This is a genomic window from Acinetobacter pittii (assembly GCF_034067285.1).
GTDB classification, from domain to species: domain Bacteria; phylum Pseudomonadota; class Gammaproteobacteria; order Pseudomonadales; family Moraxellaceae; genus Acinetobacter; species Acinetobacter pittii_E.
In genome coordinates this window covers 630,978-655,048 of record NZ_CP139286.1, presented here as the reverse complement: position 1 = coordinate 655,048, position 24,071 = coordinate 630,978, and the positions used below count along the sequence as shown (strand labels likewise).

Here is a 24,071-nt window from a genome sequence, read left to right as displayed (position 1 = left end):
CTTTTTAAGCTTCTAGAAACATTTAATAACGTTTTTACTATTAAACAGTCATGTTTCTTTTTCCGTTTGTTTTTTAATCTAAATTTACTTCATTATTAAATTTAAACGGAGAAAATGATGAAAAAAGTTTTAGCTGCTTCTGTAATGATTGCTGTTGTTTTAACAGGCTGTAATACGTTTAAAGGTTTTGGTAAAGATGTTTCTAAAGCAGGTGATGCTGTAACGAATACTGCTGAAAAAACACAAGATAAAATGTAAGTTAGAGTCATCACTTAAAAAACCTTATCTTCCCGATAAGGTTTTTTTATTTTTACATACCCATCCCGTAGAGATTCCCCTATTATATCGGACTATATTTCACCTGATCAGCACGCAATTTTCGGTATGAACCATTCAGATACTCTCTCGCTTAGCTTAGAACTGTTACAACAACCTTCTGTTACTCCTATTGATCACACCTGCCAAACCATCATGGCCGACCGTTTAGCTAAAATCGGTTTCCATATTGAACCAATGCGTTTTGGTGAAGTTGATAATCTCTGGGCACGCCGCGGAACTGAAGAACCCGTATTCTGCTTTGCGGGTCATACTGATGTAGTACCGACAGGTAAATTAGAAGCATGGAATTCAGATCCATTTGCACCGGAAATCCGCGATGGCAAATTATATGGTCGTGGTTCCGCCGATATGAAAACAGCTCTTGCAGCGATGGTCGTCGCATCTGAACGTTTTGTAGCAAAGCATCCTGATCACAAAGGTTCAATTGCCTTTTTAATTACTTCTGATGAAGAAGGCCCTGCTGTTAATGGTACGGTTAAAGTTATTGAGACGCTTGAAAAACGTAATGAAAAAATGACGTGGTGTTTGGTTGGGGAACCTTCAAGTACTCATAAACTGGGTGATATTGTTAAGAATGGTCGTCGTGGCTCACTTAATGCCGTATTAAAGGTTCAAGGTAAGCAAGGACATGTAGCTTATCCACATTTAGCGCGTAATCCAATTCATGAAGCGTCACCAGCTTTGGCAGAACTATGCGAAACGGTTTGGGACAATGGAAATGAATATTTCCCTGCAACCTCATTTCAGATTTCAAATATCCATGCAGGAACTGGCGCAACAAATGTTATTCCTGGAACATTAGAAGTTACTTTTAACTTCCGTTATTCAACAGAAGTGACAGCAGAGCAACTTAAACAACGTGTACACGAAATCTTAGATAAACATGGTTTACAGTATGAAATCGTGTGGAATCTTTCTGGTTTACCGTTCCTAACACCAGTCGGTGAACTCGTTAATGCAGCACAAACAGCTATTTTGAACGTAACAGGTACTGAAACTGAACTTTCAACAAGCGGTGGTACCTCTGATGGCCGTTTTATTGCTCCAACAGGCGCACAGGTATTGGAATTAGGTGTTCTTAACGCAACAATTCATCAAATTAATGAACATGTTGACGTGCATGACCTTGATCCATTAACTGATATTTATGAGCAAATTTTAGAAAATTTATTAGCTAAGTAAAAATTTAAAAGGAACTCAAATGAGTTCCTTTTTTATAGACGAAGAGAATTTTGAATATAGTGCAGGTTAGGCACATGGTAGCGTTGATTGTCCATACGCACATATTTAAATACAGTTGAATGCTGCAAAGACTCTTGTATCTCTTCATTCTCATCTACGACTTCAGAAATACGCAAACGGACTGAAACTGGCATTGATTTACACATCAATGCAAAACGTTGGCTAATATCTTCACTTTCAATGACTAGTGCTACTGCTCGCGAATCAATTTCATTGTGAACCGAATAAACAGGGAGTTTTACATCATGCCATTCAATGTGCTTTATGCCATTTTTAACATCCATAGCAGATAACACTATATTTTGTGGCAATAGCATCGGCACTTGCTGATGACACTCGATAATATATGCATCAATAAAACCAGTTGAGACAGTAATTAAATGCTGGAGCTCTTGCTGGTCCATTTCATTAATTAAGGATGTACTTATATTACTTTTCATTAGGCAAGTCCCCCTTCAAATGCCATGAATAACGCATCAATATTATGAAGTAAGTCTTCTTCTTGGAAAGGTTTACCCATGTACTGATTAACCCCTAAAGCAAATGCTCGTTCACGGTGTTTTTCGCCAGTTCTTGAGGTAATCATGATAACTGGCATATCTTGATGTAGATCATGATGACGAACAAGATTGAGAACCTCAAAGCCATCCATTCGTGGCATTTCAATATCAAGCAGCATCAGATCTGGTTTAATATTTTCCAATTGCTCAATTGCATCGACCCCATCTTTAGCGGTGATTACATCATAGCCCTGACGTTCAAGTAATCGAGACGTGACCTTACGCACAGTTACCGAGTCATCTACAATCATGATGAGACGGCGTTCATCAGACTCACGTTGTCTATAGATAGCTTCATTAAGCGACTTATGCCGTTGGGTAGATTGGATCTGGCGAGCAATATTTTGTCCATCTAAAATTAGACAAACTTGGCCATCACCTAAAATAGTTGCTCCCGCAATTGCCCCAATACTAGAGAATTGCTGTCCGACTGGTTTAACTACAATCTGCGCACGTGAGCCAATCAGTTGGTCGACTAATAATGCAACAGTTTGTCCATTATTTGCTTTAATCATTAATACTGGTAATGAATACATCATTCCACTTAAACGCGGAATGGGTTGATTACCAACAAATTCAGATAAATAACGTAATGGATAGCGCTTATTTTCAAATTCAAAGAACTCTTGTGCACTTCCGAAATATTGTTCTAATGAGGCTGGTGAAACCCGCACAATTCGATCAATTTGAGCCAATGGGATTGCAAATTGCTGATCAGCAACTTTAACCATTAAGGCATCACTAACAGCTACCGTAGTTGGAACACGTATGGTAAAGACAGTGCCCTGCCCATAGACAGAGTCGACACTCACGTGGCCACCTAAGGTCTTAATATCACTTTGCACGACATCCAGTCCTACGCCACGACCTGAAATCTGAGTGACTTGATCGGCTGTACTTAAACCAGGATGGAAAATCAGCTGTAAAATATCTTGATGTTCTAATACTTGTTCCGAGTGAATCAAACCAGACATTAATGCCTTTTGACGAACCTTCTCGATATCAATACCTTGTCCATCGTCCTTAAATGTAACGACAACATCTGTACCTTGACGATGAATATTCAGCTCAATGCGTCCAGTTTCTGGTTTTTGCGCTTGTTCACGTTGCGCACGGTCTTCTAAACCATGGTCAATTGCATTTCTAAGCATGTGCTCAAGTGGTGTGACCAAACGCTCTAACATTGTCCGGTCCAACTCACCTTCAGTATTATTCACGAAAAGCTCTGCTGGTCGATTTAACGCAGTAGAAGTCTGTCTCACAATTCTTTGTAAACGAGGCAGCAACCGAGAAAATGGTACTAAGCGTGTTCGCATGAGACCTTCTTGAATTTCAGCCTGAATACGTGATTGTTGAATCAATAGACCTTCGGTGTCTCTGATCTTTTCAGATAATGTATTTTTAAAATCCACTAAATCTGATGCAGATTCGGCAAGAGATTTTGACAACTGATTTAATGAAGAATATTGATCCATCTCTAAAGGATCAAATTCCGTATACCGAGAGTTTTCAATACCGTGTTTTGCAATAATTTGAGTTTCTAATTCACCTTCCATTCGACGCAACTGATCTGCAAGTCTTTGAATAGCCAATTCCATTTCTGCAAGCGTATGGCCAAATTGGCTTAAATCCATTTCAATTCGCGAACGGTTAATTGAATTTTCGCCAGACAGATCAATCATTTTTTCAATTAAATCTGCCGAGACTCGAATCATCTCATTATTTTGATCAAGACGTTGTGTTTGTTCCCACGCACCCATCATTGCCGGTGGCTCTGTACCGTCACCTTGCACAAAACTTATGACAGGTTCTGTGCTGAATAGATCAGTTCGAGTTAATTTACTAGGAATTTGAATTGCTGTTTCAATGAACTGAATATTTTCCAGACTTTGTTGTAAACCATCGAAGTGTTGATAATTTTGTTTAAAAATAGCCTCTTTTAACCAGACAATTGCACTCTCTAATAAATTGTCATAAATATTTGAACTGAAATGATGAAGTGCAAATTGTTCAAAAGCATTCTCAAGCTGATAAGCAATCGCTTGCACGGTTTCAAGTCCCAGCATACGGGAACCGCCTTTCAAGCTATGCACAGCCCTTTGTAGCTGAAGCAAGATACTACGGTTAGTACGCTGCTCGAACCATTGTTTTAATAGATGATCGGCCGTTTCTAATAGTTCAGCCGCTTCCTCCATGAATGTCTGCTCAACAACAGAGCTAATATCCTGATCTTGAAGATTTTCTGTATAGCCTTGGTCAGCGAGAACTTGTAATTCGGTTTGCCCAACAAGTCGATTATTAGACTCAGCAATCTGCTCAGACTCAGAAGTTAACTCACTGAAGCTTAACGCTGTATTATTTATCGTTTCTTGTGGTAATTCTGCAAAATTTACTTCAGGTATAACATAGGTTTCAGATTCTGCTTGCACTTCTTTAATACGAGAATCAAATACTTGGCCTGCATTTTTAAGCGCTTGAATAGTATGAGAAGCAGCATAATCTAGATGCTGTTCACGTACTATTTGAAGACGGTCAGCCAAGTCATCTTGAACTAGTCGAATAACATCAATGAGAGCAGACGAAGCTATCAACTGTTTTTGAATTAAGCGCTCATAAATACTTTCTAACTCATGTGCAATTAAACCAATATAGCCTGCCTGAATCATATTTGCCCCACCTTTTAAGGTATGCAAATAACGCATCAGGTTATTAAGAGCTGCAAAGTTTTCTTGATCATTAACCCAAATATTAAGATCTGTATCCATTCCTTCAAGCAACTCATCAGCTTCTTCAAGAAAAATATCTAATAGATCTGGATCAAAATTACGGTTTACCTGTTCAGTCGAAATGAACTGTCGATCTAGTTGTACACTTTGACTCATTAAGATCTGATCAGTGAATACATTTTCTGTTGAGACTAGAGGTTCATTCGTTGTTTGTTCAACTTCAGTATTAAAGGTTAATTCAATAATTTCCTGATGAGTTTCTAATGGTTCAACATTAAGACTCGGAATATGTTGAGTATATAGTTTTAGCTCTTCCAAGACATTTTGATGTTGCTCAATAATACTTACTCTTTGTCCCGCAGCTAAGGCATCAAATAACTGAATTAATTGTTGGTGTGCTTTTTGATAAATTTCAAAAACATAATCCGATTGCAATAAATCAGGTCGTTCAAGTAATACCTTATAGCTGTCTTTGAGCTGGTTAGTATATTCATATAAACCAACCATTGCCTGCGACTGAGTATGTTGCAACAACACATCTGCTTGTTCACTTAAGCGTTCAAGATAATGAGGAAACTCTGTCCGTATTCCCTTCTCAAAATCTAACTCTGCATCAAGCAATTCTGAAACATCTAACTGCAATAGCTGAGACACTAAACCATGTGGAGGCATGAGCGGGCTTGAATGCTCACCATGCTGCTCCATATAAGCATCCCAAATCTGATTAAATTTTTGTAGATCAGATTCCAATTGCTCAGTAGAACAATGGCTAGCCAATGAATCTAAACAATTTCGAATAAACTCGCGGTAATCACGAAGTAATGAAATTTCTTCTGAATGAGAAGAAAGCTCTTCTTGTAATAGTATTTTAAATAAATGCTCAACTTTGGTACTGGCATCAAATATTGGTTCTACATGAGCCATAGCAGAACTGCCACGTAACGTATGTAGCGCACGTATTAAAGCATTATAACTTTCATGCTGATGTATTTCTTGTTCTAAAAATTGATCAATCGTCGCTAAGTGCTCTTCTGCCTCTTCCATAAATAAAATTAAGGTTTCAGCAAGAGTCTGTTCAGTTTCTATAGCAACCTCTGGAGTGGCGATAGTTAAAACATTAGTTGACTGTGGTTCGAAGTCATTCGTTTCTAAACCAGTTTGAGTTTCAGCAGTAAGAGTATCTGATAATAATAAAAGTTCATCTAATGCGGGTTCTATACTTTGCTGTTGTTGTAATTGTTGTCCTAATAAAATAAGGGGCCTAAAGTCTAAGGTATGATCTTTTTTAGATTTAAAGTCATCTACTAACTTAAAGAAATAGAACTTAAATACCAACTGAACATATTGTTGGATGTTAGGAGTTAATCCGAGACTCTGATTGATTACGCGATTCAGCGTATCTTCTACAGTCCAGGCAAGCTCAGCAGATGATTTTGCACCAATCATCCGGCCAGAACCTTTCAATGTATGAAAATAACGGCGGATTTCGGTAAGCGTAGCAATATTTTCAGATTGCATCCATTCGTCAATCAAAGATTGTAATTCAATAAAAATTTCCTCAATTTCTTCGACAAAGATTTCAAGGAATTCATCATCTTGTTGAGAATAGCTATCTTCCGGTAGCATCATTGCTTCAGTTAAAGTTTTTAATATTTCTTTCATAGCAAAGGCTTCTTTTGCTTGTCTCCAAAATGGAGAAAAACGACAGAGTCAACACCAGAAAAATAGCTGTTTTCCCCAATATTTATCTGGTGTTGTAATACTTTTTAGAAGAATAGCGATTATAGGAACAGCTATTCTCATCCCCAATTTAATCAGGTAATTTAAAGTCCGTTACCGATTCACGTAATGACTCTGCCATGTTTGCTAATTCAGAAACAGAGCGCGCTGTATCGAAAGTTGCAGTGGTCGTTTGTGAAGTAATTTCTTGTACGACTGTCATGGTGGTCGCAATGTGACTGGCAGATGCAGATTGAAGTTTTGCTGCATCAGAAATGCTAGCAATTAAGTTAGCCAAGTCGCCCGATACTTTTTGAATTTCATCCAAAGCAATACCCGCATCTTTTGCTAAGTTCGCTCCACGCACAACCTCAGTAGTGGTTTGTTCCATCGAAATAACAGCTTCATTTGTATCTGTCTGAATCGTTTTAACCAGTGTTTCGATCTGTTTTGTTGCGGATGCTGAACGCTCTGCAAGACGCTGTACTTCGTCAGCAACCACGGCAAAACCACGGCCTGCTTCACCCGCCATAGAGGCTTGAATTGCTGCGTTTAATGCAAGAATGTTTGTTTGGTCGGCAATGTCGTTAATGAGCGATACAATGTTACCAATTTCTTGTGACGACTCACCTAATCGCTTAATACGTTTAGACGTTTCTTGAATCTGTTCACGGATTGTATCCATACCTTCAATTGAACGGTTTACCACTTGCGCACCATTAGAGGCAATTTGTACCGAACGTTCTGCTACCTCAGCAGATTCAGATGCATTTGAAGATACTTGGTCAATCGATTGCGCCATTTCATTCATTGCTGTTGATGCACCAGCAATTTCTTGGGCCTGATGCTCAGACGCTTCTGCCAATTGGTTAGTAATACTTTGGGTATCTTGCGTATAGCGAGCAACCTCTTGAGAGGTTTCATGAATACGGGATACAAGGTCACGTAGTTGGTCAATCGCAAAGTTAATCGAGTCGGCAATCGCTCCCGTAAAATCCTCAGATACTGTTGCATATGAACGCAAGTCACCATCTGCAAGATCGGCGATTTCATCAAGTAAACGTAAAATTGCGTTTTGGTTACGATCATACTCGTCTTGTAATCGAGTAACACGTTGCTTATCCATTACACTACGTAATGTAATTAATTTAAATACTGAGAAGATTAAGCCTGCTAAAGAACTGATTAGCACTGCACCTAAGAATAAAGTAAGCCAGTTCTTTCTTGCTACATCAGATAAATGCCCCAAGTTATCTAACATCACATCTGATTTAGAGAAGATCTGAGAAGATGCCTGACGAACATTGACAATCTGGTTACCATTTTTTAATACCGTGGCAGCAGCAGATTTTAAGACTTTGTCATATTCAGATTTAATACTTTCTAATGATTCACGTAAAGCCGGATCTGCAATACGGTCCACACCCAATTCAGCATTACCATTAAGTTCAGCATTTAAATATGTACCAAACGTATCAATATCTACACCAAAATCGCTAGTCGACACATTACCATCAGTACCACTTAGCACCGAGTTAATAGAACGTAAAATACGTTCGGCAATAAACACTTGGTTTTTAGCAATAATTACCTGACTACTGGGCAAACCTTGACGTGCCATTTGGTCAACCATCAAGTTATATTCTGCCTGAATCTCAGGAACGGTTTCGCTAATAGAGATGTTGGTGTCATATAGCTGGTTAAGGACTTTTTGATGTGCTGAAATCAAATCGATGTTTTTTGAAAGTTCAGTCCACATAACTTGAACTTTTTGATATTCATCAGTCGACTTACCGTGAATATTTTCAATCTCAAGTAAGTTTTCGTTAAAGTCCTTTTGAGACTGCTGTAGCTTGGTGATTGCCTCTTGAGAGCCAGACTCAGTTGCTTCAGTTGCTTGCTTAGAAATCGTTTGAGATAACAAACGTAACTCACCAAGACTTCTAATTAACTGGTTATGACGTGGAACGTTATAGAACAAATAGGCTAGAGAAACTAATGCAAGAACAAAACATAAAATTGCTGCATATAGGATTGGCTTGGACTTTTCACTTTCCCCAAATAAACCGGCAAACTGCTCAATTCTTGACTGGATTGTTGCAATAAAATTAACACCCGATTTTTCGGACGCAACCCGACTGCTGCCTTTCTTTTTAAGCTTAAAGCCCATAGCTTTTCCCCAGAAAAATACTCTGTTTTCACAGCGTAAAAATTAGTTTATAAATTTTGTCGATGCATTCATGTAATGTGGGTTTTGCAATAAACGACTAAATAAAAAAACATGCCAGTGTTGGTTATGTTGATGGAAATAACCTTGGCAATATTCTTTTAGATTTTCCTCTAAGTCTGAACTTTGAGAAAAAAAGCTTTTTTTATTAAAGTGCTGAATCCCCAAAACCTGATCTACGACCAACCCCACATACTGGTCGCGATGGCTAATACACAATACTTTTTGAGTTGACGAAAATGAACTTCGTTGCCCTAAAATAAAATGCGCCAAATCAGACACTGAAAGTAATCTGCCCCGAATATTTGCCAATCCCCTTACCCAACTTTGGGTATTTGGAACCGGTGTATATTTTGGTGGATAGATAACTTCTGACACTTCCCCAAGTGGTGCGACGAAGTATTGCCCTCTCATTTCAAAAGCAATTCCTGACCATCGCTGTGCTTCATTTTGAACTGAAGCGTAATTCTTATTACCCCGTTTAGACAAACGAAGTAACTCGATAAATCCATTCGCTGCCATACTCGATCCTATAAAACGGGTACAAAATGCCCGTTATTTATGTTTTTATGGATGGATGAGTTAATTTAGAAATTGTTTAATTACATCAATCAATTGCTTTTCTTCGATTGGTTTAATCAAATAGTCGATTGCACCTTGACGCTTGCCCCATACACGGTCAGTTGCCTGATCTTTAGTACTCACAATAACAACAGGAATATGCTTAGTGTCTTCATCACGAGTAATCTGACGTGTTGCCTGAAAACCATTTACACCCGGCATAACAACATCCATCAAGACAAGATCTGGTTGCTCTGCTTTTGCAAGAGTTACACCATCTGCACCATTTGATGCTTCAAGTACATCATAACCATGTTTTGTTAGGATTTCTTTAAAACGAAAAGTTTCTGTTGGTGAATCATCTACAATGAGAATACGTGCCATTTTTTTGCCCTCAAATTACTGGTTATGAACTTACATGATTACGAATCGCGTTTAACAATTCATCTTTGCTAAAAGGTTTCGTCAAGTATTCATCTGAACCTACCACACGCCCTTTTGCCTGATCAAATAAACCATCTTTACTAGAGAGCATAATAACGGGAATGTTCTGATAATTTTGAGAGTTTTTTATCAAAGCACAAGTTTGATAACCATCTAAACGAGGCATCATGATATCGACAAAAACAATATCCGGATTTGCTTCTGCAATTTTGGACAAAGCTTCAAATCCATCCACAGCAGTAATGACTTCACAGCCTTCGCGCTGCAATAAAGTTTCTGCTGTACGGCGAATGGTTTTTGAGTCATCAATCACCATTACTTTCAGATTTTGGAATGCATCTTCCATTTAATCTTCCATCCCCATAAATATAAAATATAAATGCAATTTAACTTAAATTTGTTTTTACACATTTATACGCATTTTTAACATATCTCACCTTCTATTTTCAATGAGGCATTTTTGTCTACTTTCTCATTTATAAACAATAACTTTTAACCTCATCACACTTTAATTAAAATTATCATTTTTTTTATAATGACTATATTTTTATTCAACTAAATAATAATTAATATAATGAAGATTAAATATTTAAAAATAAGTGGCTTAGCTATCTTTTTTGGGGATTTTCAATGAATGTTAGGATGAAATATGCCTTTTATAGGAACTGCTTGTCTGTATCTATAGGCATTATTTCCTTCGGATCACTTTTTTTCTTAGCTTCTACACTTGCTATTGCCGATACTTCTAAAGCAGTTTGGTATCGTTATTATGATCAACATGGTATTGCCAATATTAGTACATCAGTTACTCCAACCCATATTCGTTATGGTTATGAAGCGCTTGATCGCAATATGCAAGTGATAAAAAGAAACCATTCTTATAATGCTGAAGCCGATTTAAATCAATCGAGTCAACGAGCATTATTGGCACGACATAAAGAACAAGATATCAAATTAAAAAAAGCTTATAGCAATAGTAAGATAGCGTTGATTAAAAGAGATCAGGCATTAGTGTCTATCAAAAAACAAATTAATTATCAGCAGGAACAACTTAATCAATTACAACAAGACAAAATTTTATTTAAACGTCAGGAAATGGAGTATTTCAGAAAAGGAGAAATAACTCCTGAGCGCCATAAGGCATTGATTGAAAACAATCTAAATAATATTAATCGGGTTAAACTAACGCTTCAAACACTTTCCAAGACCTATAACCGAACCAACAGTGAGTATGAAAATATTATCGAACGTTTAAAAAAGCTTGAATAACTGCAAAGGTTTATCAAGAATAGGGGCAAAATAAAATTTGAATTATAGGATGATGCTGTATGCACACAATGCATCTCACCCCTTCTACTTTTTTTAAACTGAGTATTATTAGTTTATGTTTAATTTTAGCTGCATGTAATCAGCAAGAAACAACCAAAACTACTGTATCAACTCCTGCCAAAATTGAGCTTATTCCTCAAGATCTTATTGCAGTTAAACAAGGAGCACTTGACTCTCAAACTGCATTTACAGGAACTATCCGTGCGGTTCAGCAAAGTTCCATTCAGGCACAAGTGAGTGCAACGGCGACGAATGTCACTGCAAATGTCGGCCAACAGGTACAAAAAGGTCAAGTTCTGGTGAGATTGAATAATCAAGACAATGTTGCACGATTAGCACAGGCACGAGCTAACCTTGCATCGGCTCAGTCACAAGCTGAACTTGCACGTAATTTGATGAACCGAAAACAAAGATTATTTAATCAGGGTTTTATTGCTCGTGTCGAGTTTGAACAAAGTCAGGTGGACTATAAAGGGCAACTTGAAAGTGTAAAAGCACAACAAGCCAATGTTGATATTGCAAAAAAAGCGGATCAGGATGGAATTATTACCAGTCCAATTTCAGGTGTGATTACTAAACGGCAAGTTGAACCCGGTCAAACCGTATCAGTTGGACAGACACTATTTGAAATCGTAAATCCAGATCAACTTGAAATACAGGCGAAGTTACCCATTGAACAGCAATCTGCGCTTAAGGTAGGTAGCAACATCCAATATCAGATTCAAGGTAATTCTAAACAATTAAATGCAACGCTTACTCGCATTTCACCTGTCGCCGATCAAGACAGTCGACAAATTGAGTTCTTTGCTGCTCCTAAAGAAAAAATTGATTCGTTAAGCATTGGAGCTTTCATTAATGGAAACATTTTGCGCAATGACACTCATCAAGGCCAAACGATTCCTTTAGATAGTATTCAAAATATGCAACATGACCCGTTTGTATGGGTGATACGTAATCACACCATCCAAAAAGTTAAAATTCGGGTGATTGAACAGCGCTATAACGACAATATTGCTTTAGTCGATGGTTTGCAAAGCTCAGATCTGGTAAGCCGTATTCAATTTGAAGATTCCGACATTAATAAAAAAGTGACGGTTACAACCGACAAAAATAAATAAGGTAGCAAATAGCGTATGTGGTTTACTCGAATCAGTGTGAAATACCCCGTTTTTACCATTATGATGATGCTCAGCTTAATGGTACTCGGGTTAGCTTCTTGGAAACGCATGACTGTTGAAGAGTTTCCAAATATAGATTTCCCATTCGTAGTGGTCACTACGCAATATGCGGGTGCGTCGCCTGAAGCGGTTGAGTCAGATATTACAAAAAAACTTGAAGATCAAATCAATACAATTTCAGGAATTAAACAAATTACTTCACGCTCAAGTGAAGGCTTTTCGATGGTGATTGCTGAGTTTAATCTCGATACATCTTCAGCAATTGCAGCTCAAGATGTTCGTGACAAAATTGCACCTGTCACAGCACAGTTCCGTGATGAAATTGATACACCGATTGTACAGCGCTATGACCCCTCCTCTAGCCCAATCATGTCGGTTGTATTTGAATCAAACAACATGAGTCTGGCGCAATTAAGTTCGTATGTAGATAAAAAAATTGTGCCTCAACTTAAAACTGTTTCAGGTGTCGGTAATGTAAATTTATTGGGTGATGCAAAGCGGCAAATCCGAATAAAGGTTATTCCTGCACAACTGCAAAGCTATGGCATTGGTATTGATCAGGTCATTAACACCTTAAAAAATGAAAATATTGAAGTCCCTGCCGGAACCTTACAACAAAAAAATTCTGAACTGGTCGTACAGATTCAATCGAAAGTTATCCATCCCCTTGCATTTGGCGATTTGGTGATTGCCAATAAAAATGGTTCGCCCATTTTTTTAAAGCAAGTAGCAACTGTTGAGGACACGCAAGCAGAACTACAATCGAGTGCCTTTTATAATGGAAGAACCGCTGTCTCTGTCGATATTTTAAAAAGCTCCGATGCCAATGTCATTAAAGTTGTCGATCAGACTTATGAAACGTTAGAGAAATTAAAAGATCAAATGCCAGCGGGCTTAAATTACAAAGTCGTAGCTGATAGCTCTAAAGGTATTCGCGCCTCAATTAAAGATGTTGCTCGAACCATTATTGAAGGTGCGGCCTTAGCAGTTCTCATTGTTTTACTCTTTTTAGGCTCTTTCCGTTCTACCGTTATTACAGGTCTAACCTTACCGATTACTTTGCTCGGAACCTTAACGTTTATCTGGGCTTTTGGGTTTAGCATTAACATGATGACACTGTTAGCGCTATCACTCAGTATTGGTTTACTTATTGATGATGCAATTGTAGTGCGGGAAAATATTGTCAGACATACTGAACTTGGCAAAGACCACGTCACTGCAGCTCTTGAAGGGACAAAAGAAATTGGTTTAGCCGTACTCGCAACTACACTTACCATTGTGGCAGTATTTCTACCTGTAGCCTTCATGGGTGGTCTGATTGGACGTTTCTTTTATCAATTTGGTGTAACGGTCAGTACCGCTGTTTTAATTTCAATGTTTATTAGTTTTACACTCGATCCAATGCTATCAGCTCACTGGAAAGATCCTGTAAAGAAAAAAGATAATTGGCTACAACGGTTTTTTGACCATATTTCTAATCTGCTAGATCGGCTTGCTCATGTTTATGAAAAGCTATTAAAACTTGCTCTACGCTTCCGTTTCATTACAGTCATTGTTGCAATCTCCTCATTATTTGCTGCATTAGGACTATCTAAACTGATTGGGACCGAGTTTGTACCTACACCAGATAAAGGTGAAGTGCGTATCCAGTTCGAAACTCCTGTAGATGCTTCTTTGGAATATACTCAAGCAAAATTACATCAGGTCGATCAAATTATTAGACAATTCCCCGATGTGGTTTCTACTTACGGCGTAGTCAACAGTGAAGTAGACTCTGGTAAAAACCATGCAGGTTTAGGGGTGACCTTAAAACCAAAACAAGAACGTAGTTCTGATCTTAATACACTCAACAACGAGTTCCGTGATCGTTTGCAAACAGTAGCAGGTATTCGAGTAACTTCTGTTGCCGCAGCACAAGACTCTGTCTCTGGCGGCCAAAAGCCAATCATGATTTCTATTAAAGGATCTGACCTAAATGAACTACAGAAAATTTCAGATCGCTTTATCGCTGAAATGGAAAAAATTCAAGGCGTAGTTGATTTAGAAAGTTCATTGAAAGAACCTAAACCGACTTTGGGTGTCCATATTAATCGTGTATTGGCAAGTGATTTAGGCTTATCTGTATCCCAAATTGCGAATGCCATTCGACCATTAATTGCGGGTGACAATGTCACCACGTGGGAAGATCGTGACGGCGAAACTTATGATGTAAATTTACGTTTAAATGAAAATAAACGTATGCTTCCACAAGATGTGCAAAATTTATATATCAACTCTAATAAAACCAATGCAGCTGGACAAAACATATTAGTTCCATTGAGTGCCGTTGCAACGACCGAAGAAAAGCTTGGTGCTTCACAAATTAATCGACGTGATCTTGAGCGCGAGGTTCTGATTGAGGCAAATACTTCAGGACGTCCTAGTGGCGATATTGGTCAAGACATCGACAAAATGCAAAAGGCGTTTAAGCTACCAGCAGGCTATACATTTGATACACAAGGGGCAAATGCCGATATGGCTGAATCTGCGGGATACGCATTAACAGCCATTACCCTATCGATTGTATTTATCTATATTGTGTTAGGTTCTCAGTTCAATAGCTTTATTCATCCAGCGGCTATTATGGCCTCTTTACCCTTATCATTGATTGGTGTTTTTCTTGCCCTATTTTTGTTCCAAAGCACTCTAAATCTGTTTTCGATTATTGGTATTATCATGCTGATGGGGCTTGTCACTAAAAATGCGATTTTGCTAATCGATTTTATTAAGAAAGCAATGGATCAGGGTGTCAGCCGTTATGATGCTATTTTACAAGCGGGGAAAACCCGTTTACGTCCAATCTTAATGACCACAAGTGCTATGGTGATGGGGATGGTCCCTTTAGCTTTGGGTCTTGGTGAAGGGGGTGAGCAAAGCGCACCAATGGCTCATGCTGTGATTGGTGGTGTAGTTACCTCTACCCTGTTGACTCTTGTAGTTGTACCCGTCATTTTCACTTATCTGGATGACTTGAAAAACTTTATGCTGCGTCAAACTCGACGATTCATGTCATAATGCAGCGATTATCGTATAATCTGCGTTTTATATAACGCTTAACTTTTAGGACTTTTTCCATGCGCGCAAGCCGCTTTTTATTTGCAACGTTGAGAGAAACCCCAAATGATGCTGAAGTGATTTCACACCAGCTCATGTTACGTGCGGGGATGATTCGTAAATTGGCATCTGGTTTATATACATGGCTGCCGATGGGAACACGTGTGCTTAAAAAAGTAGATGCGATTGTTCGTGAAGAAATGAACCGTTCAGGCGCAATGGAAGTATTCATGCCCGTGACTCAACCCGCAAGTCTTTGGGAAGAATCAGGTCGATATGAACAATACGGTCCTGAATTATTACGTTTTAAAGATCGTCATACGAACCCATTTGTACTTGGGCCAACGCATGAAGAAGTTATTACGGATATGGCGCGTAACGAATTAAAAAGTTATAAGCAGCTTCCTGTAAATTTCTATCAAATTCAAACTAAATTCCGTGATGAAATCCGTCCACGTTTTGGTGTAATGCGTTCACGTGAGTTCATCATGAAAGATGCTTATTCTTTCCATGCAACTCAAGAATCATTACAAGAAACTTATGACGTGATGTACGACACTTATAGCCGTATTTTCACTCGCTTAGGTTTAGATTTCCGTCCAGTTCAAGCTGATACAGGCTCTATTGGTGGTTCAGCTTCACACGAATTCCACGTATTGGCTGCTAGTGGTGAAGATGACATCGCATTTTCAACTGAATCTGATTATGCAGCAAACGTTGAAATGGCTGAGGCTGTTTTAGTTGGTGAACGTGCAGCACCGACACAAGAACTAAAATTGGTTGAAACACCAAACCAAAAAACAATTGATGATGTATGCCATTTCTTAAATGCTGATCCAAAGCAATCTGTTAAAGCATTATTAGTTCAAGGTGTTGCAGACGAAAAAGGTAATATTCCTGTCGTCGCTCTATTTGTACGTGGCGACCACGAACTGAATGAAATTAAAGCTGAGAAGCATCCTTTAGTTGCGGCTCCTCTTACTTTTGCAACTGAAGAACAACTTCAAGCATTTGGTTTAACTGCTGGCTTTACTGGTCCACAAGGTTTAGTCGAAAAAGGCTTAACTGTCATTGTTGACCGTGCTGCATCTGTTCTTTCAGACTTCGTTGCAGGTGCAAACGAAGCAGACAAACATGCTGTTGGCGTAAACTGGGAACGTGATGCGCAAATTAGCGAAGTTTTTGATTTACGTAATGTGGTTGAAGGTGATCCATCTCCAGATGGCAAAGGCACACTACAAATTAAACGTGGTATTGAAGTAGGTCATATTTTCCAGCTTGGTACTAAATACTCTGAAGCTTTAGGCTGTAAAGTTCTAGGTGAAGATGGTAAACCATTTACAGTAACCATGGGATGTTATGGTATTGGTGTAACACGTGTTGTTGCAGCTGCAATTGAACAAAACTACGACGACAAAGGTATTATCTGGCCTCAAGCCATTGCACCTTTTGAAATTGCCATTGTTCCAATGAATGCGCACAAATCACCACGTACTCTTGAAGCAGCAGAATCACTTTATGCAGAACTTCAAGCTCAAGGTTTTGACGTATTACTTGATGACCGTAACGAACGCCCAGGCGTTAAATTCTCTGACCTTGAGTTAATGGGTATTCCACACCGTATTGTGATTGGTGAAAAAGGTCTTGATGCGGGTACGTTTGAATATAAAGGCCGCCGAGATGCTGAAGCGAGCAATTTAACGAAAGAAGAGCTTTTAGCTAAGTTAGCGCGTTAATAAATACTAAATAAAAAAGCAGCTTTTAGAAGCTGCTTTTTTTAACTCAACTTTATGCCTGAACCGTTAAGTCTTTGATATTGGTTGATGAACCATTGTTTTTAACCGACTCAATTCCTTTATCTCGTGAAGCTTCACTTGCATAGAACTGACTGGTGCCAATAATTTGATGATTTGCAGCTTTTAAATTGAAGTAAGGTTTCCCATTCCTTGCAGTTAAACGCTCATATCGGGCGTCATCACCACTATTTTTCTGAATTGATTCAATACCATTTACAGCAGAGGCTTTTGCCTTATATAGCTCGCTATTTAAAATAGGTTCACCATTACCTGCCTTTAGGATAAAGCGATATTGTCCATCACTCGCTTGTGAAATTTCGTACCATCCTGCCATAAAAACCTCATTTTTTTGTTGGTGTGGGTATGACTTTCGTTATTATTCTGGACGAAAGTTTTTTGTTATTAATAACAATATAAAGCCCCAATTATTCCTTGAATAGCCCATTTTTTATACTTTTTCGTAATAAAATTAGAATGATGTTAGAAATTTAAAAAGCAGAGATATATACATCTATCTCTGCTGAAATGTAATAATAATTAACAGTTTAAGCTTTTTTTACAAATTCAGATTTTAATTTCATCTGACCAATGCCATCAATTTTGCAATCAATATTATGGCCATCACTTGCATCTGGAACTAAACGAATCGTTTTTACCTTTGTACCGACTTTAACGACTGAAGATGAACCTTTAATTTTTAAGTCTTTAATTACAGTGACGCTGTCGCCATCAGCTAATACATTTCCATTCGCATCTTTAATAATTTCTTGTTCTTCAGTAAGCGATGCTTCTCCTTCTTTCCACTCATGTGAACATTCAGGACAAATCAATAAGTCGCCATCTTGGTAAGTATATTCTGATTGGCATTTTGGGCAGTTTGGCAAAGACATGAAAAAAATCTCAAAAAGTATATTATGCGAGATACAACTCATTTTTTAAAGTTTTAAATAAAAGACTTTTACCAAAAAAAAATTTATATATTCATTTTAAGTTTTTACTTAATAAATATTCTTTCAAAATAATTGCATGGTTATTTTCAACATCTTTTGCTGAATATAAAAACGTAACTGTATGCTCAGCTACAATCTTTTGCAGTTCTTCAACTGCGGAGTTGGTTTCAAGCTCTTTTAAATAACGCTGCTTAAATTCTTCCCAATGATCTGGCGTTGCAGCATGGAACCATTTTCTAAGTTCAGTTGAAGGAGCCACTTCTTTTAGCCACAAATCTAAATGAGCATTCTCTTTACTAATTCCCCTGGTCCATAGGCGGTCAACCAAAATTCGCTTACCGTCACTAGGGTCGGCCTTTTCATAAATTCTTTTAATATGTATATCCATCTTTTTTCTCTGCATACAACTTATATTTTGGAGTTATAAAATTATTCTATATTTTATTCATTTAGAATAAAGCTCAAAAAGAAAAAGTGAGCAGAAATAAATCTACTCACTTTTATATGTGACTCTAAAAATAACTTTTTATTGGTCTGGAATTTCAGCTTCAACTAATAACGTGAGTAAAGATAGTGATTCTTGCCATCCTAAGTAGCAGGCTTCTACAGGAATAACTTCAGGTATTCCTTCTTGTGTAATGTGCACTTCTGTACCCACCATTACCGTTTTTAATGTAATAGTGACTTGCATAGTTCCTGGTAAATTTGGATCATCGAATTGATCGTTGTAGCGAATTAATTCATTTGGAACTAGTTCAACATATGTTCCACCGAAAGCATGTGTTGAACCTGTTGAAAAATTGGTAAAACTCATTTTGTATGAGCCACCAACATTTGCATCAAAACTATGAACCTTGGCAGTAAAACCATGAGGTGGCAGCCACTTTACTAAAGCATCTGGATCTAAAAATGCACGATAGACTCGCTCGGCTGGAGCCTTAAACACACGATGAAATTTTACTGTTCCTGTTGTCATCGTATTCTCCTTATTTTAATTTCCCTAAAATTATTGAAATTATCGTTATTAGCTTAAACCTTCCAATTTATCCAAACGTATATTTTTGGTGTTTTTTTAAACTAAAAATCGGTATACAGCACAAAATCAAATTACGAAAACTATGGCTGATTTTTTAGTAAAAATGGAGCAAAATAGTCAGCAATCATAAAGAAACATATTGAATTTGAGATTAATCATGAGTCTGCTCGCTTTCTCCTCATATGCTTTAAACGGTGTAGATGCACAAAAGTTTTTACAAGGCCAAGTTACTGTAGATACTGAACGTTTAGCTGAAAATACAACTCGCTATACAGCTATTTGTGATCTTAAAGGTCGTATTCACTTTGGCTTATGGCTAAAGAAGATTAATGCTGAAAGTTTTGAAATTGTAGTTACTCAAGATCAAGCTGAAGAGTTTGCCAAGCACATTAAAAAATATGGCGCCTTTTCAAAAATGACCTTAAGTGAACAAGGCATTGTGTTCCCAAAAGTAGTGAATCATCAAACTGAGTTCACTACTGCTGAAACTGATATTTCTGAATGGCAAAAACAAGCCATTATGACTGGTCAAGCTTGGATTACACAGACAACGGAACATGAATTCCAACCACAGGAATTACGTTTACATCAACGTGAAGGCGTCAATTACGACAAGGGCTGTTACTTAGGCCAGGAAATTGTGGCACGCCTTTGGTTTAAAGCAAAACCAAAACACTGGTTACATCTTGTGCAAGGTACAGGTGAAGCACCAGCTTCAGCAACTCAATTAAATAACGATGTAGAAGTCGTTAATAGTATTGCAAATGATGAAGGCTATCTTGCTTTAGTTGTAGCTAAACCTGCTGCTCTTCAAGAGTTAGGGGTTCAAGTTCTTGAGTTACCAGAAGCTTTAAGTGGCGACGTAGCAAGACCACAATAATAACTTTTATTAGTTCAAACTGCCCACTGCTAAGTTAGTGGGCTTTTTTATAGATACAAAACACTAATGATTTCATTATATTAGAACGTCAATTTTTTAAGCTTTATATGCCATCATTAGCCCTGTTGTAATTCAAGAGAAAAAAGATGAAAACTAAACTTGCTACACTCATGTTGGGTCTGGCTATTTTCGGTTCTGCTCACGCTGATGTTAAAACACTTGAACAAAATCTTAAGACGAATTATCCCGATTTGCCTGTAAAAGGTGTTTATCAATCTCCTGTACAAGGTATTTATGAAGTGTATACAAGCGGCCGCATTGTCTATACAAACCAAGATGCGAAGTACTTTTTTGTTGGTAATTTAGTCGACATCAAACAACAAAAAAATATGACTGAAGAACGAATTGCCGAATTGGGTAAGATTGACGTTAAAAGTTTGCCATTAAATCAGGCCATTAAATATGTAAAAGGTAAAGGCGAACGTACGATCTATATCTTTAGTGACCCTGATTGCCCATATTGCCAGCGTCTAGAACAAAATATGGTTGGGGTTGATAACGTAACGGTATATGTATTCCTTTATCCTCTCACCAGTTTGCATCCAAATGCTGAAAAAGTTTCAAATCAAATCTGGTGTTCAAAAAATCCGGCAGAAGCTTGGACAAACTACATGCTTAATCGCAAATTGCCAACAAATAGCAAAAGTTGCTCAAGCCCAATTCAGAAAAATATCGCTTTAGGTCAAAAATTAAATATCGATGGAACACCTACTCTGTTCTTGCAAGATGGCCAAAGACTCTCTGGTGTACCAACTGATGCCAAGCAAATTGAAGCATTACTTCAGTCAGCAAAATAACAATATTACCCACTCCATTTTATGAATGTGGGTGGGTATTTTTCTCCACAATTTGCCCAAAGTGCAGTGCTTTATATACAAATCGGCTGTTTACTTTCATCAATCAATATTTATGATGAGAAATTGAAACTCTTTAATGCATCAATGGATTGATGTAGCTACAAAGTAAAAGGTTAAAAAGAAATGAAGAAATTACTAATCGCAAGCCTAATCACCCTTTCAAGTGCATCAATTTTTGCAGCTGATAACACAGCGACTGCTGCGAAAACCGATGTTTTCAAACAAGCTGAACAACTCTATGCAGCAAAAAATTATTCTGCTGCATTTCAGGAAATGCAACGCTTAGCCCAATCAGGTAATGCCCAAGCTATCTATAACTTAGGCTATATGACTCAAATGGGCCAAGGTACAGCAAAAGACTCTTCTAAAGCCCTTAAATACTATGAAGACGCTTCAAATAAAGGCTACGCCCAAGCAAGTTACACGCTTGCACAAATTTATGAGACTGGTGAATTAGGTGTTGCTAAAGATAGCAATAAATTCAGTCAATATGTTCAAAAGGCATCTGCTCAAGGTTCTGATGATGCAACTGTAAAAATTGCGACGATTTTATTTGCTCAGAAAAAATCGCAGTCACATCAAATCGCCCTGCAAAAATTGGCACCTTTAATTCGAAAAGGCAACTACCCTGCGATTCAGGTCAAAGCACTTTACGATATTAGCCAAGGGGTTGAAAATAAAAATCCTTTAATGAAACGCCAAGGCATTGAGGCTTTACAGTCAATTGCACAAAAAGGTTATGCACCTGCTTCTATGGCTTTAGCAACCATGATGGCAAATGGCAATATCATTCCGCAAAATCTACCGCAAGCAAAAAAGATTTTTACTGAACTTGCCAATCAAAATGTTCCAAATGCTAAAGAATCGTTAGCTTCGGTTGATAAGATTATTGCAGAAAAGAGCAAACAGGCTGCCAATGCTCCAACACAGCCAGTACCGAAAAAATAATGAATGATATAAGCCCCTCATGGGGCTTTTCTTTTACCACCACAAAGCAATCAGCCCGCTAACACCAATAAAACCAACAATCGTACTAATCATAAGCGGTGTTAATGCTTTTTCATTTAAGCCATAGGCTTGTCCAAAAATTCCAAAAGCAATCGGCATTGGTAAAGCAGCAATTAATGTTCCTGCATAAAGCATTTCACGACTTACATTGGGAGTGATCAAAAAGAGTGAAAAAATCACGGATGGCATGAGGATAACTTTCAATATCGCCAACAAAATGCTTTCTATATTTACCGTTGTTATTCCAATACCTACTAAACTTCCGCCAATGGCAAACAAGGCTAAAGGCGAAGCTGTAAGTCCAAGTAACTCTAAAGACTGGTCAAGCGTTGCAGGAAGATTAACATCTAAAAGAATGCATCCCATCCCAACCAAAATAGCGATAATGACAGGATTCTTAAGTAAGTTTAAAAATGTCTGTTTTAAAAGCGGTAAAAGATTTTGCTGTTGATGTAAACCAGCTTCAGCCAAAATGAGCATCAGTGCCACAATCAATAAATTTTCAATAATAAGTGTTAAAGAAATATAGATCGCAGCATGATTACCTATCAGCATGGTTAAAATAGCTGTTCCCATAAATCCAGTATTGGACATAGATGCGCCCATCGAGATGACGGCGCTATGAGTTAAGCTATTTTTAAAATATTTTCGATAGAGGACAAAAGCCAAGAAAAATAAAATTAAGGACCCTCCGCCATAAGCAATAAAGTAAGCGGGGTGCCAAATGTCTTGTAAGTTTTTATTTGCCAAGGAGTGAATTAAAAATGCGGGTAAGGAGATTTTAATTACGAATGCGCTAAGTACCCTGATTTGTTCAGGTGTTACCAATTTGATGAGAACACAAACATAGCCCATCAATAGCAATATCAAGATAGGTAAAATAACCTGAAAAACCACTGACCGTCCTCACTTAGCGAAAGAAAAATGGGCAAAGATGACTTTGCCCAATACAATTAAAAAGAGTTAAAAAGCTGTTTTAATCCATGAGGTTGGCAACGCAAATACTGAGGTGCAATTTTAACTTCTGCACCTAAAGCGGCTGCTGCATGCCAAGGCCATCTTGGGTCATATAACATTGCACGAGCAAGACCAATAGCATCGGCTTGCTGGTTTTCCAAAATTTGTTCAGCGTGTTCTGGCTCAGTAATTAACCCTACAGCAATGACTGGAATAGACACATGCTTTTTGACTTGTTCAGCAAAAGGAACTTGGTAGCCCGCCCCAATCGTAATAGATTGATGCTCGTGCAAACCACCACTAGACACATGCACGTATGCTGCGCCCAATTGCTCTAAAGCTTTTGATAAACCCACTGTAGACTCAATATCCCAATGCTCAATACTTTCTAACCAATCGGTCGCAGACAATCTAACACCTACAGGATAGCCTTCTGGTACAGCGAGTTTAATTGCCTGAAGAACCTCAAGGGTCATACGCATACGGTTTTCTAAAGAACCACCATATTCATCAGTTCGCTGATTGGCAATTGGCGATAAGAATTGATGTAGTAAGTAACCGTGCGCCGCATGAATTTCAATCAACTCAAATCCAGCCTCTACTGCACGTTTTGCAGCTGCAGCAAAGTCTTGTTGAACTTCTTTAATCTCAGCAATGGTCAAAGCATGGGGCGCTGCATCATGCACTGAAAAGGTACTTTCACTTGGAGCAACCGTTTGCCAACCATGAGGCTGATCTTTTGCAATCTGACCTTTACCTAACCACGGTTTTTCAGTAGATGCTTTACGGCCTGCATGTGCTAACTGAATTCCAAATGGCATCGGTGAAAGTGTATGAACCTTAGCTAACAACGTTTTGATTTGGTCACGTTGCTGATCATTCCACAGTCCAAGGTCAGCATAGCTAATTCGACCTTCAGGCTGTACAGCAGTCGCCTCCACAATACAGAGCCCTGCACCAGACAATGCATAATTTGCCCATTGCTGTTCATGCCAATAGGTAATTTCACCGTCATCTGTTGCCGAATATTGGCACATCGGAGCAATTACAATTCTATTGACCAGTTGTAGTGAACCAAAGTTAACCGTTTCAAATAATTTTGCCATTTT

At 38.1% G+C, this 24,071-nt stretch carries 22 protein-coding genes; 10 read left to right on the top strand and 12 right to left on the bottom strand.

Translation table 11 applies throughout. The annotated features are described in order from the left end of the window. Nucleotides 1-114: 114 nt before the first annotated feature. A complete protein-coding gene (locus SOI81_RS03165) occupies nt 115-258 on the top strand; it encodes an entericidin A/B family lipoprotein (RefSeq protein WP_003655297.1) in 144 nt (47 codons plus the stop codon). Nucleotides 259-384: 126 nt separating this feature from the next. Then, nucleotides 385-1,521 (top strand): succinyl-diaminopimelate desuccinylase, encoded by a 1,137-nt coding sequence (dapE, locus tag SOI81_RS03160; protein WP_016143134.1) that lies wholly within the window; start codon nt 385-387, stop codon nt 1,519-1,521. Between the two features lie 32 nt (nt 1,522-1,553). On the opposite strand, the gene SOI81_RS03155 is transcribed toward dapE, so the two are convergent. From SOI81_RS03155 to pilG, 6 genes are all read right to left on the bottom strand, one after another. After that, nucleotides 1,554-2,021, bottom strand: coding sequence for a hypothetical protein (locus SOI81_RS03155; RefSeq protein ID WP_224992802.1), 468 nt, complete (start codon nt 2,019-2,021; stop codon nt 1,554-1,556). After that, entirely contained in the window at nt 2,021-6,529 is a 4,509-nt protein-coding gene (chpA, locus tag SOI81_RS03150; protein ID WP_320541229.1) for an Hpt domain-containing protein, read from the bottom strand. The genes SOI81_RS03155 and chpA overlap by 1 nt, the downstream gene beginning before the upstream one ends. A 148-nt stretch (nt 6,530-6,677) precedes the next feature. Beyond that, entirely contained in the window at nt 6,678-8,756 is a 2,079-nt protein-coding gene (gene pilJ, locus SOI81_RS03145) for a methyl-accepting chemotaxis protein (RefSeq protein WP_016143131.1), read from the bottom strand. A gap of 42 nt (nt 8,757-8,798) precedes the next feature. After that, nucleotides 8,799-9,335: a chemotaxis protein CheW gene (gene pilI / locus SOI81_RS03140; RefSeq protein WP_016143130.1), complete on the bottom strand. Its 537-nt coding sequence runs from the start codon at nt 9,333-9,335 to the stop codon at nt 8,799-8,801. Between the two features lie 60 nt (nt 9,336-9,395). Next, the gene (pilH, locus tag SOI81_RS03135) at nt 9,396-9,758 is read right to left on the bottom strand and encodes a response regulator (protein WP_000101096.1); all 363 of its coding nucleotides are present in this window, start codon (nt 9,756-9,758) and stop codon (nt 9,396-9,398) included. Nucleotides 9,759-9,780: 22 nt separating this feature from the next. Continuing rightward, a complete protein-coding gene (gene pilG / locus SOI81_RS03130) occupies nt 9,781-10,164 on the bottom strand; it encodes a twitching motility response regulator PilG (RefSeq protein ID WP_000389061.1) in 384 nt (127 codons plus the stop codon). A 284-nt stretch (nt 10,165-10,448) separates the two neighbouring features. Here pilG and SOI81_RS03125 point away from each other — a divergent pair, with 284 nt between their 5' ends. From SOI81_RS03125 to proS, 4 genes are all read left to right on the top strand, one after another. Then, entirely contained in the window at nt 10,449-11,087 is a 639-nt protein-coding gene (locus SOI81_RS03125) for a hypothetical protein (RefSeq protein WP_320541228.1), read from the top strand. A 68-nt stretch (nt 11,088-11,155) separates the two neighbouring features. Continuing rightward, entirely contained in the window at nt 11,156-12,265 is a 1,110-nt protein-coding gene (nolF, locus tag SOI81_RS03120) for an efflux RND transporter periplasmic adaptor subunit (RefSeq protein ID WP_320541566.1), read from the top strand. A 15-nt stretch (nt 12,266-12,280) separates the two neighbouring features. Further along, nucleotides 12,281-15,379, top strand: coding sequence for an efflux RND transporter permease subunit (locus tag SOI81_RS03115; protein WP_239975413.1), 3,099 nt, complete (start codon nt 12,281-12,283; stop codon nt 15,377-15,379). Nucleotides 15,380-15,438: 59 nt separating this feature from the next. Continuing rightward, the gene (gene proS / locus SOI81_RS03110) at nt 15,439-17,154 is read left to right on the top strand and encodes a proline--tRNA ligase (protein WP_320541227.1); all 1,716 of its coding nucleotides are present in this window, start codon (nt 15,439-15,441) and stop codon (nt 17,152-17,154) included. A 52-nt stretch (nt 17,155-17,206) separates the two neighbouring features. Here proS and SOI81_RS03105 read toward each other — a convergent pair whose 3' ends face one another. The 4 genes from SOI81_RS03105 to SOI81_RS03090 form a co-directional block, all read right to left on the bottom strand. Further along, nucleotides 17,207-17,548 (bottom strand): YegP family protein, encoded by a 342-nt coding sequence (locus SOI81_RS03105; RefSeq protein ID WP_320541226.1) that lies wholly within the window; start codon nt 17,546-17,548, stop codon nt 17,207-17,209. 211 nt (nt 17,549-17,759) lie between these two features. After that, the gene (gene phnA, locus SOI81_RS03100) at nt 17,760-18,104 is read right to left on the bottom strand and encodes a zinc ribbon domain-containing protein YjdM (protein WP_004789255.1); all 345 of its coding nucleotides are present in this window, start codon (nt 18,102-18,104) and stop codon (nt 17,760-17,762) included. Between the two features lie 91 nt (nt 18,105-18,195). Continuing rightward, nucleotides 18,196-18,552: a DUF488 domain-containing protein gene (yeaO, locus tag SOI81_RS03095; RefSeq protein WP_320541225.1), complete on the bottom strand. Its 357-nt coding sequence runs from the start codon at nt 18,550-18,552 to the stop codon at nt 18,196-18,198. A gap of 138 nt (nt 18,553-18,690) precedes the next feature. Further along, complete coding sequence (locus SOI81_RS03090) at nt 18,691-19,140, bottom strand: SRPBCC family protein (protein ID WP_320140075.1); 450 nt, start codon at nt 19,138-19,140, stop codon at nt 18,691-18,693. Nucleotides 19,141-19,181: 41 nt separating this feature from the next. Between SOI81_RS03090 and SOI81_RS03085 the strand changes: the two genes are divergently transcribed. The 4 genes from SOI81_RS03085 to ybeQ all read left to right on the top strand — a co-directional run bounded on the left by SOI81_RS03085 (nt 19,182) and on the right by ybeQ (nt 21,945). Continuing rightward, nucleotides 19,182-19,298: a hypothetical protein gene (locus SOI81_RS03085; RefSeq protein ID WP_080649775.1), complete on the top strand. Its 117-nt coding sequence runs from the start codon at nt 19,182-19,184 to the stop codon at nt 19,296-19,298. 59 nt (nt 19,299-19,357) lie between these two features. Beyond that, on the top strand, nt 19,358-20,080 hold the full coding sequence (locus tag SOI81_RS03080) for a YgfZ/GcvT domain-containing protein (RefSeq protein ID WP_016143122.1): 723 nt from the start codon (nt 19,358-19,360) through the stop codon (nt 20,078-20,080). Nucleotides 20,081-20,226: 146 nt separating this feature from the next. Then, the gene (locus tag SOI81_RS03075; protein WP_320149943.1) at nt 20,227-20,937 is read left to right on the top strand and encodes a DsbC family protein; all 711 of its coding nucleotides are present in this window, start codon (nt 20,227-20,229) and stop codon (nt 20,935-20,937) included. Between the two features lie 183 nt (nt 20,938-21,120). After that, a complete protein-coding gene (gene ybeQ, locus SOI81_RS03070; RefSeq protein WP_320541224.1) occupies nt 21,121-21,945 on the top strand; it encodes a tetratricopeptide repeat protein in 825 nt (274 codons plus the stop codon). A 33-nt stretch (nt 21,946-21,978) separates the two neighbouring features. Here ybeQ and mdcF read toward each other — a convergent pair whose 3' ends face one another. Next, a complete protein-coding gene (mdcF, locus tag SOI81_RS03065; protein WP_320541223.1) occupies nt 21,979-22,902 on the bottom strand; it encodes an AEC family transporter in 924 nt (307 codons plus the stop codon). Nucleotides 22,903-22,958: 56 nt separating this feature from the next. Continuing rightward, a complete protein-coding gene (locus SOI81_RS03060) occupies nt 22,959-24,068 on the bottom strand; it encodes an NADH:flavin oxidoreductase/NADH oxidase (protein WP_239975418.1) in 1,110 nt (369 codons plus the stop codon). Nucleotides 24,069-24,071: the final 3 nt, after the last annotated feature.

What these genes read in the sequence shown, in the direction of transcription:
- SOI81_RS03165 (WP_003655297.1), top strand. Translation starts at nt 115, where the DNA reads ATGATGAAAAAAGTTTTAGCTGCTTCTGTAATGATTGCTGTTGTTTTA.
- phnA (WP_004789255.1), bottom strand. Translation starts at nt 18,104, where the DNA reads ATGTCTTTGCCAAACTGCCCAAAATGCCAATCAGAATATACTTACCAA.
- chpA (WP_320541229.1), bottom strand. Translation starts at nt 6,529, where the DNA reads ATGAAAGAAATATTAAAAACTTTAACTGAAGCAATGATGCTACCGGAA.
- SOI81_RS03105 (WP_320541226.1), bottom strand. Translation starts at nt 17,548, where the DNA reads ATGGCAGGATGGTACGAAATTTCACAAGCGAGTGATGGACAATATCGC.
- pilG (WP_000389061.1), bottom strand. Translation starts at nt 10,164, where the DNA reads ATGGAAGATGCATTCCAAAATCTGAAAGTAATGGTGATTGATGACTCA.
- SOI81_RS03090 (WP_320140075.1), bottom strand. Translation starts at nt 19,140, where the DNA reads ATGACAACAGGAACAGTAAAATTTCATCGTGTGTTTAAGGCTCCAGCC.
- SOI81_RS03080 (WP_016143122.1), top strand. Translation starts at nt 19,358, where the DNA reads ATGAGTCTGCTCGCTTTCTCCTCATATGCTTTAAACGGTGTAGATGCA.
- dapE (WP_016143134.1), top strand. Translation starts at nt 385, where the DNA reads ATGAACCATTCAGATACTCTCTCGCTTAGCTTAGAACTGTTACAACAA.
- SOI81_RS03125 (WP_320541228.1), top strand. Translation starts at nt 10,449, where the DNA reads ATGAATGTTAGGATGAAATATGCCTTTTATAGGAACTGCTTGTCTGTA.
- pilI (WP_016143130.1), bottom strand. Translation starts at nt 9,335, where the DNA reads ATGGCAGCGAATGGATTTATCGAGTTACTTCGTTTGTCTAAACGGGGT.
- pilH (WP_000101096.1), bottom strand. Translation starts at nt 9,758, where the DNA reads ATGGCACGTATTCTCATTGTAGATGATTCACCAACAGAAACTTTTCGT.
- pilJ (WP_016143131.1), bottom strand. Translation starts at nt 8,756, where the DNA reads ATGGGCTTTAAGCTTAAAAAGAAAGGCAGCAGTCGGGTTGCGTCCGAA.
- SOI81_RS03155 (WP_224992802.1), bottom strand. Translation starts at nt 2,021, where the DNA reads ATGAAAAGTAATATAAGTACATCCTTAATTAATGAAATGGACCAGCAA.
- proS (WP_320541227.1), top strand. Translation starts at nt 15,439, where the DNA reads ATGCGCGCAAGCCGCTTTTTATTTGCAACGTTGAGAGAAACCCCAAAT.
- SOI81_RS03075 (WP_320149943.1), top strand. Translation starts at nt 20,227, where the DNA reads ATGAAAACTAAACTTGCTACACTCATGTTGGGTCTGGCTATTTTCGGT.
- ybeQ (WP_320541224.1), top strand. Translation starts at nt 21,121, where the DNA reads ATGAAGAAATTACTAATCGCAAGCCTAATCACCCTTTCAAGTGCATCA.
- SOI81_RS03060 (WP_239975418.1), bottom strand. Translation starts at nt 24,068, where the DNA reads ATGGCAAAATTATTTGAAACGGTTAACTTTGGTTCACTACAACTGGTC.
- nolF (WP_320541566.1), top strand. Translation starts at nt 11,156, where the DNA reads ATGCATCTCACCCCTTCTACTTTTTTTAAACTGAGTATTATTAGTTTA.
- yeaO (WP_320541225.1), bottom strand. Translation starts at nt 18,552, where the DNA reads ATGGATATACATATTAAAAGAATTTATGAAAAGGCCGACCCTAGTGAC.
- SOI81_RS03115 (WP_239975413.1), top strand. Translation starts at nt 12,281, where the DNA reads ATGTGGTTTACTCGAATCAGTGTGAAATACCCCGTTTTTACCATTATG.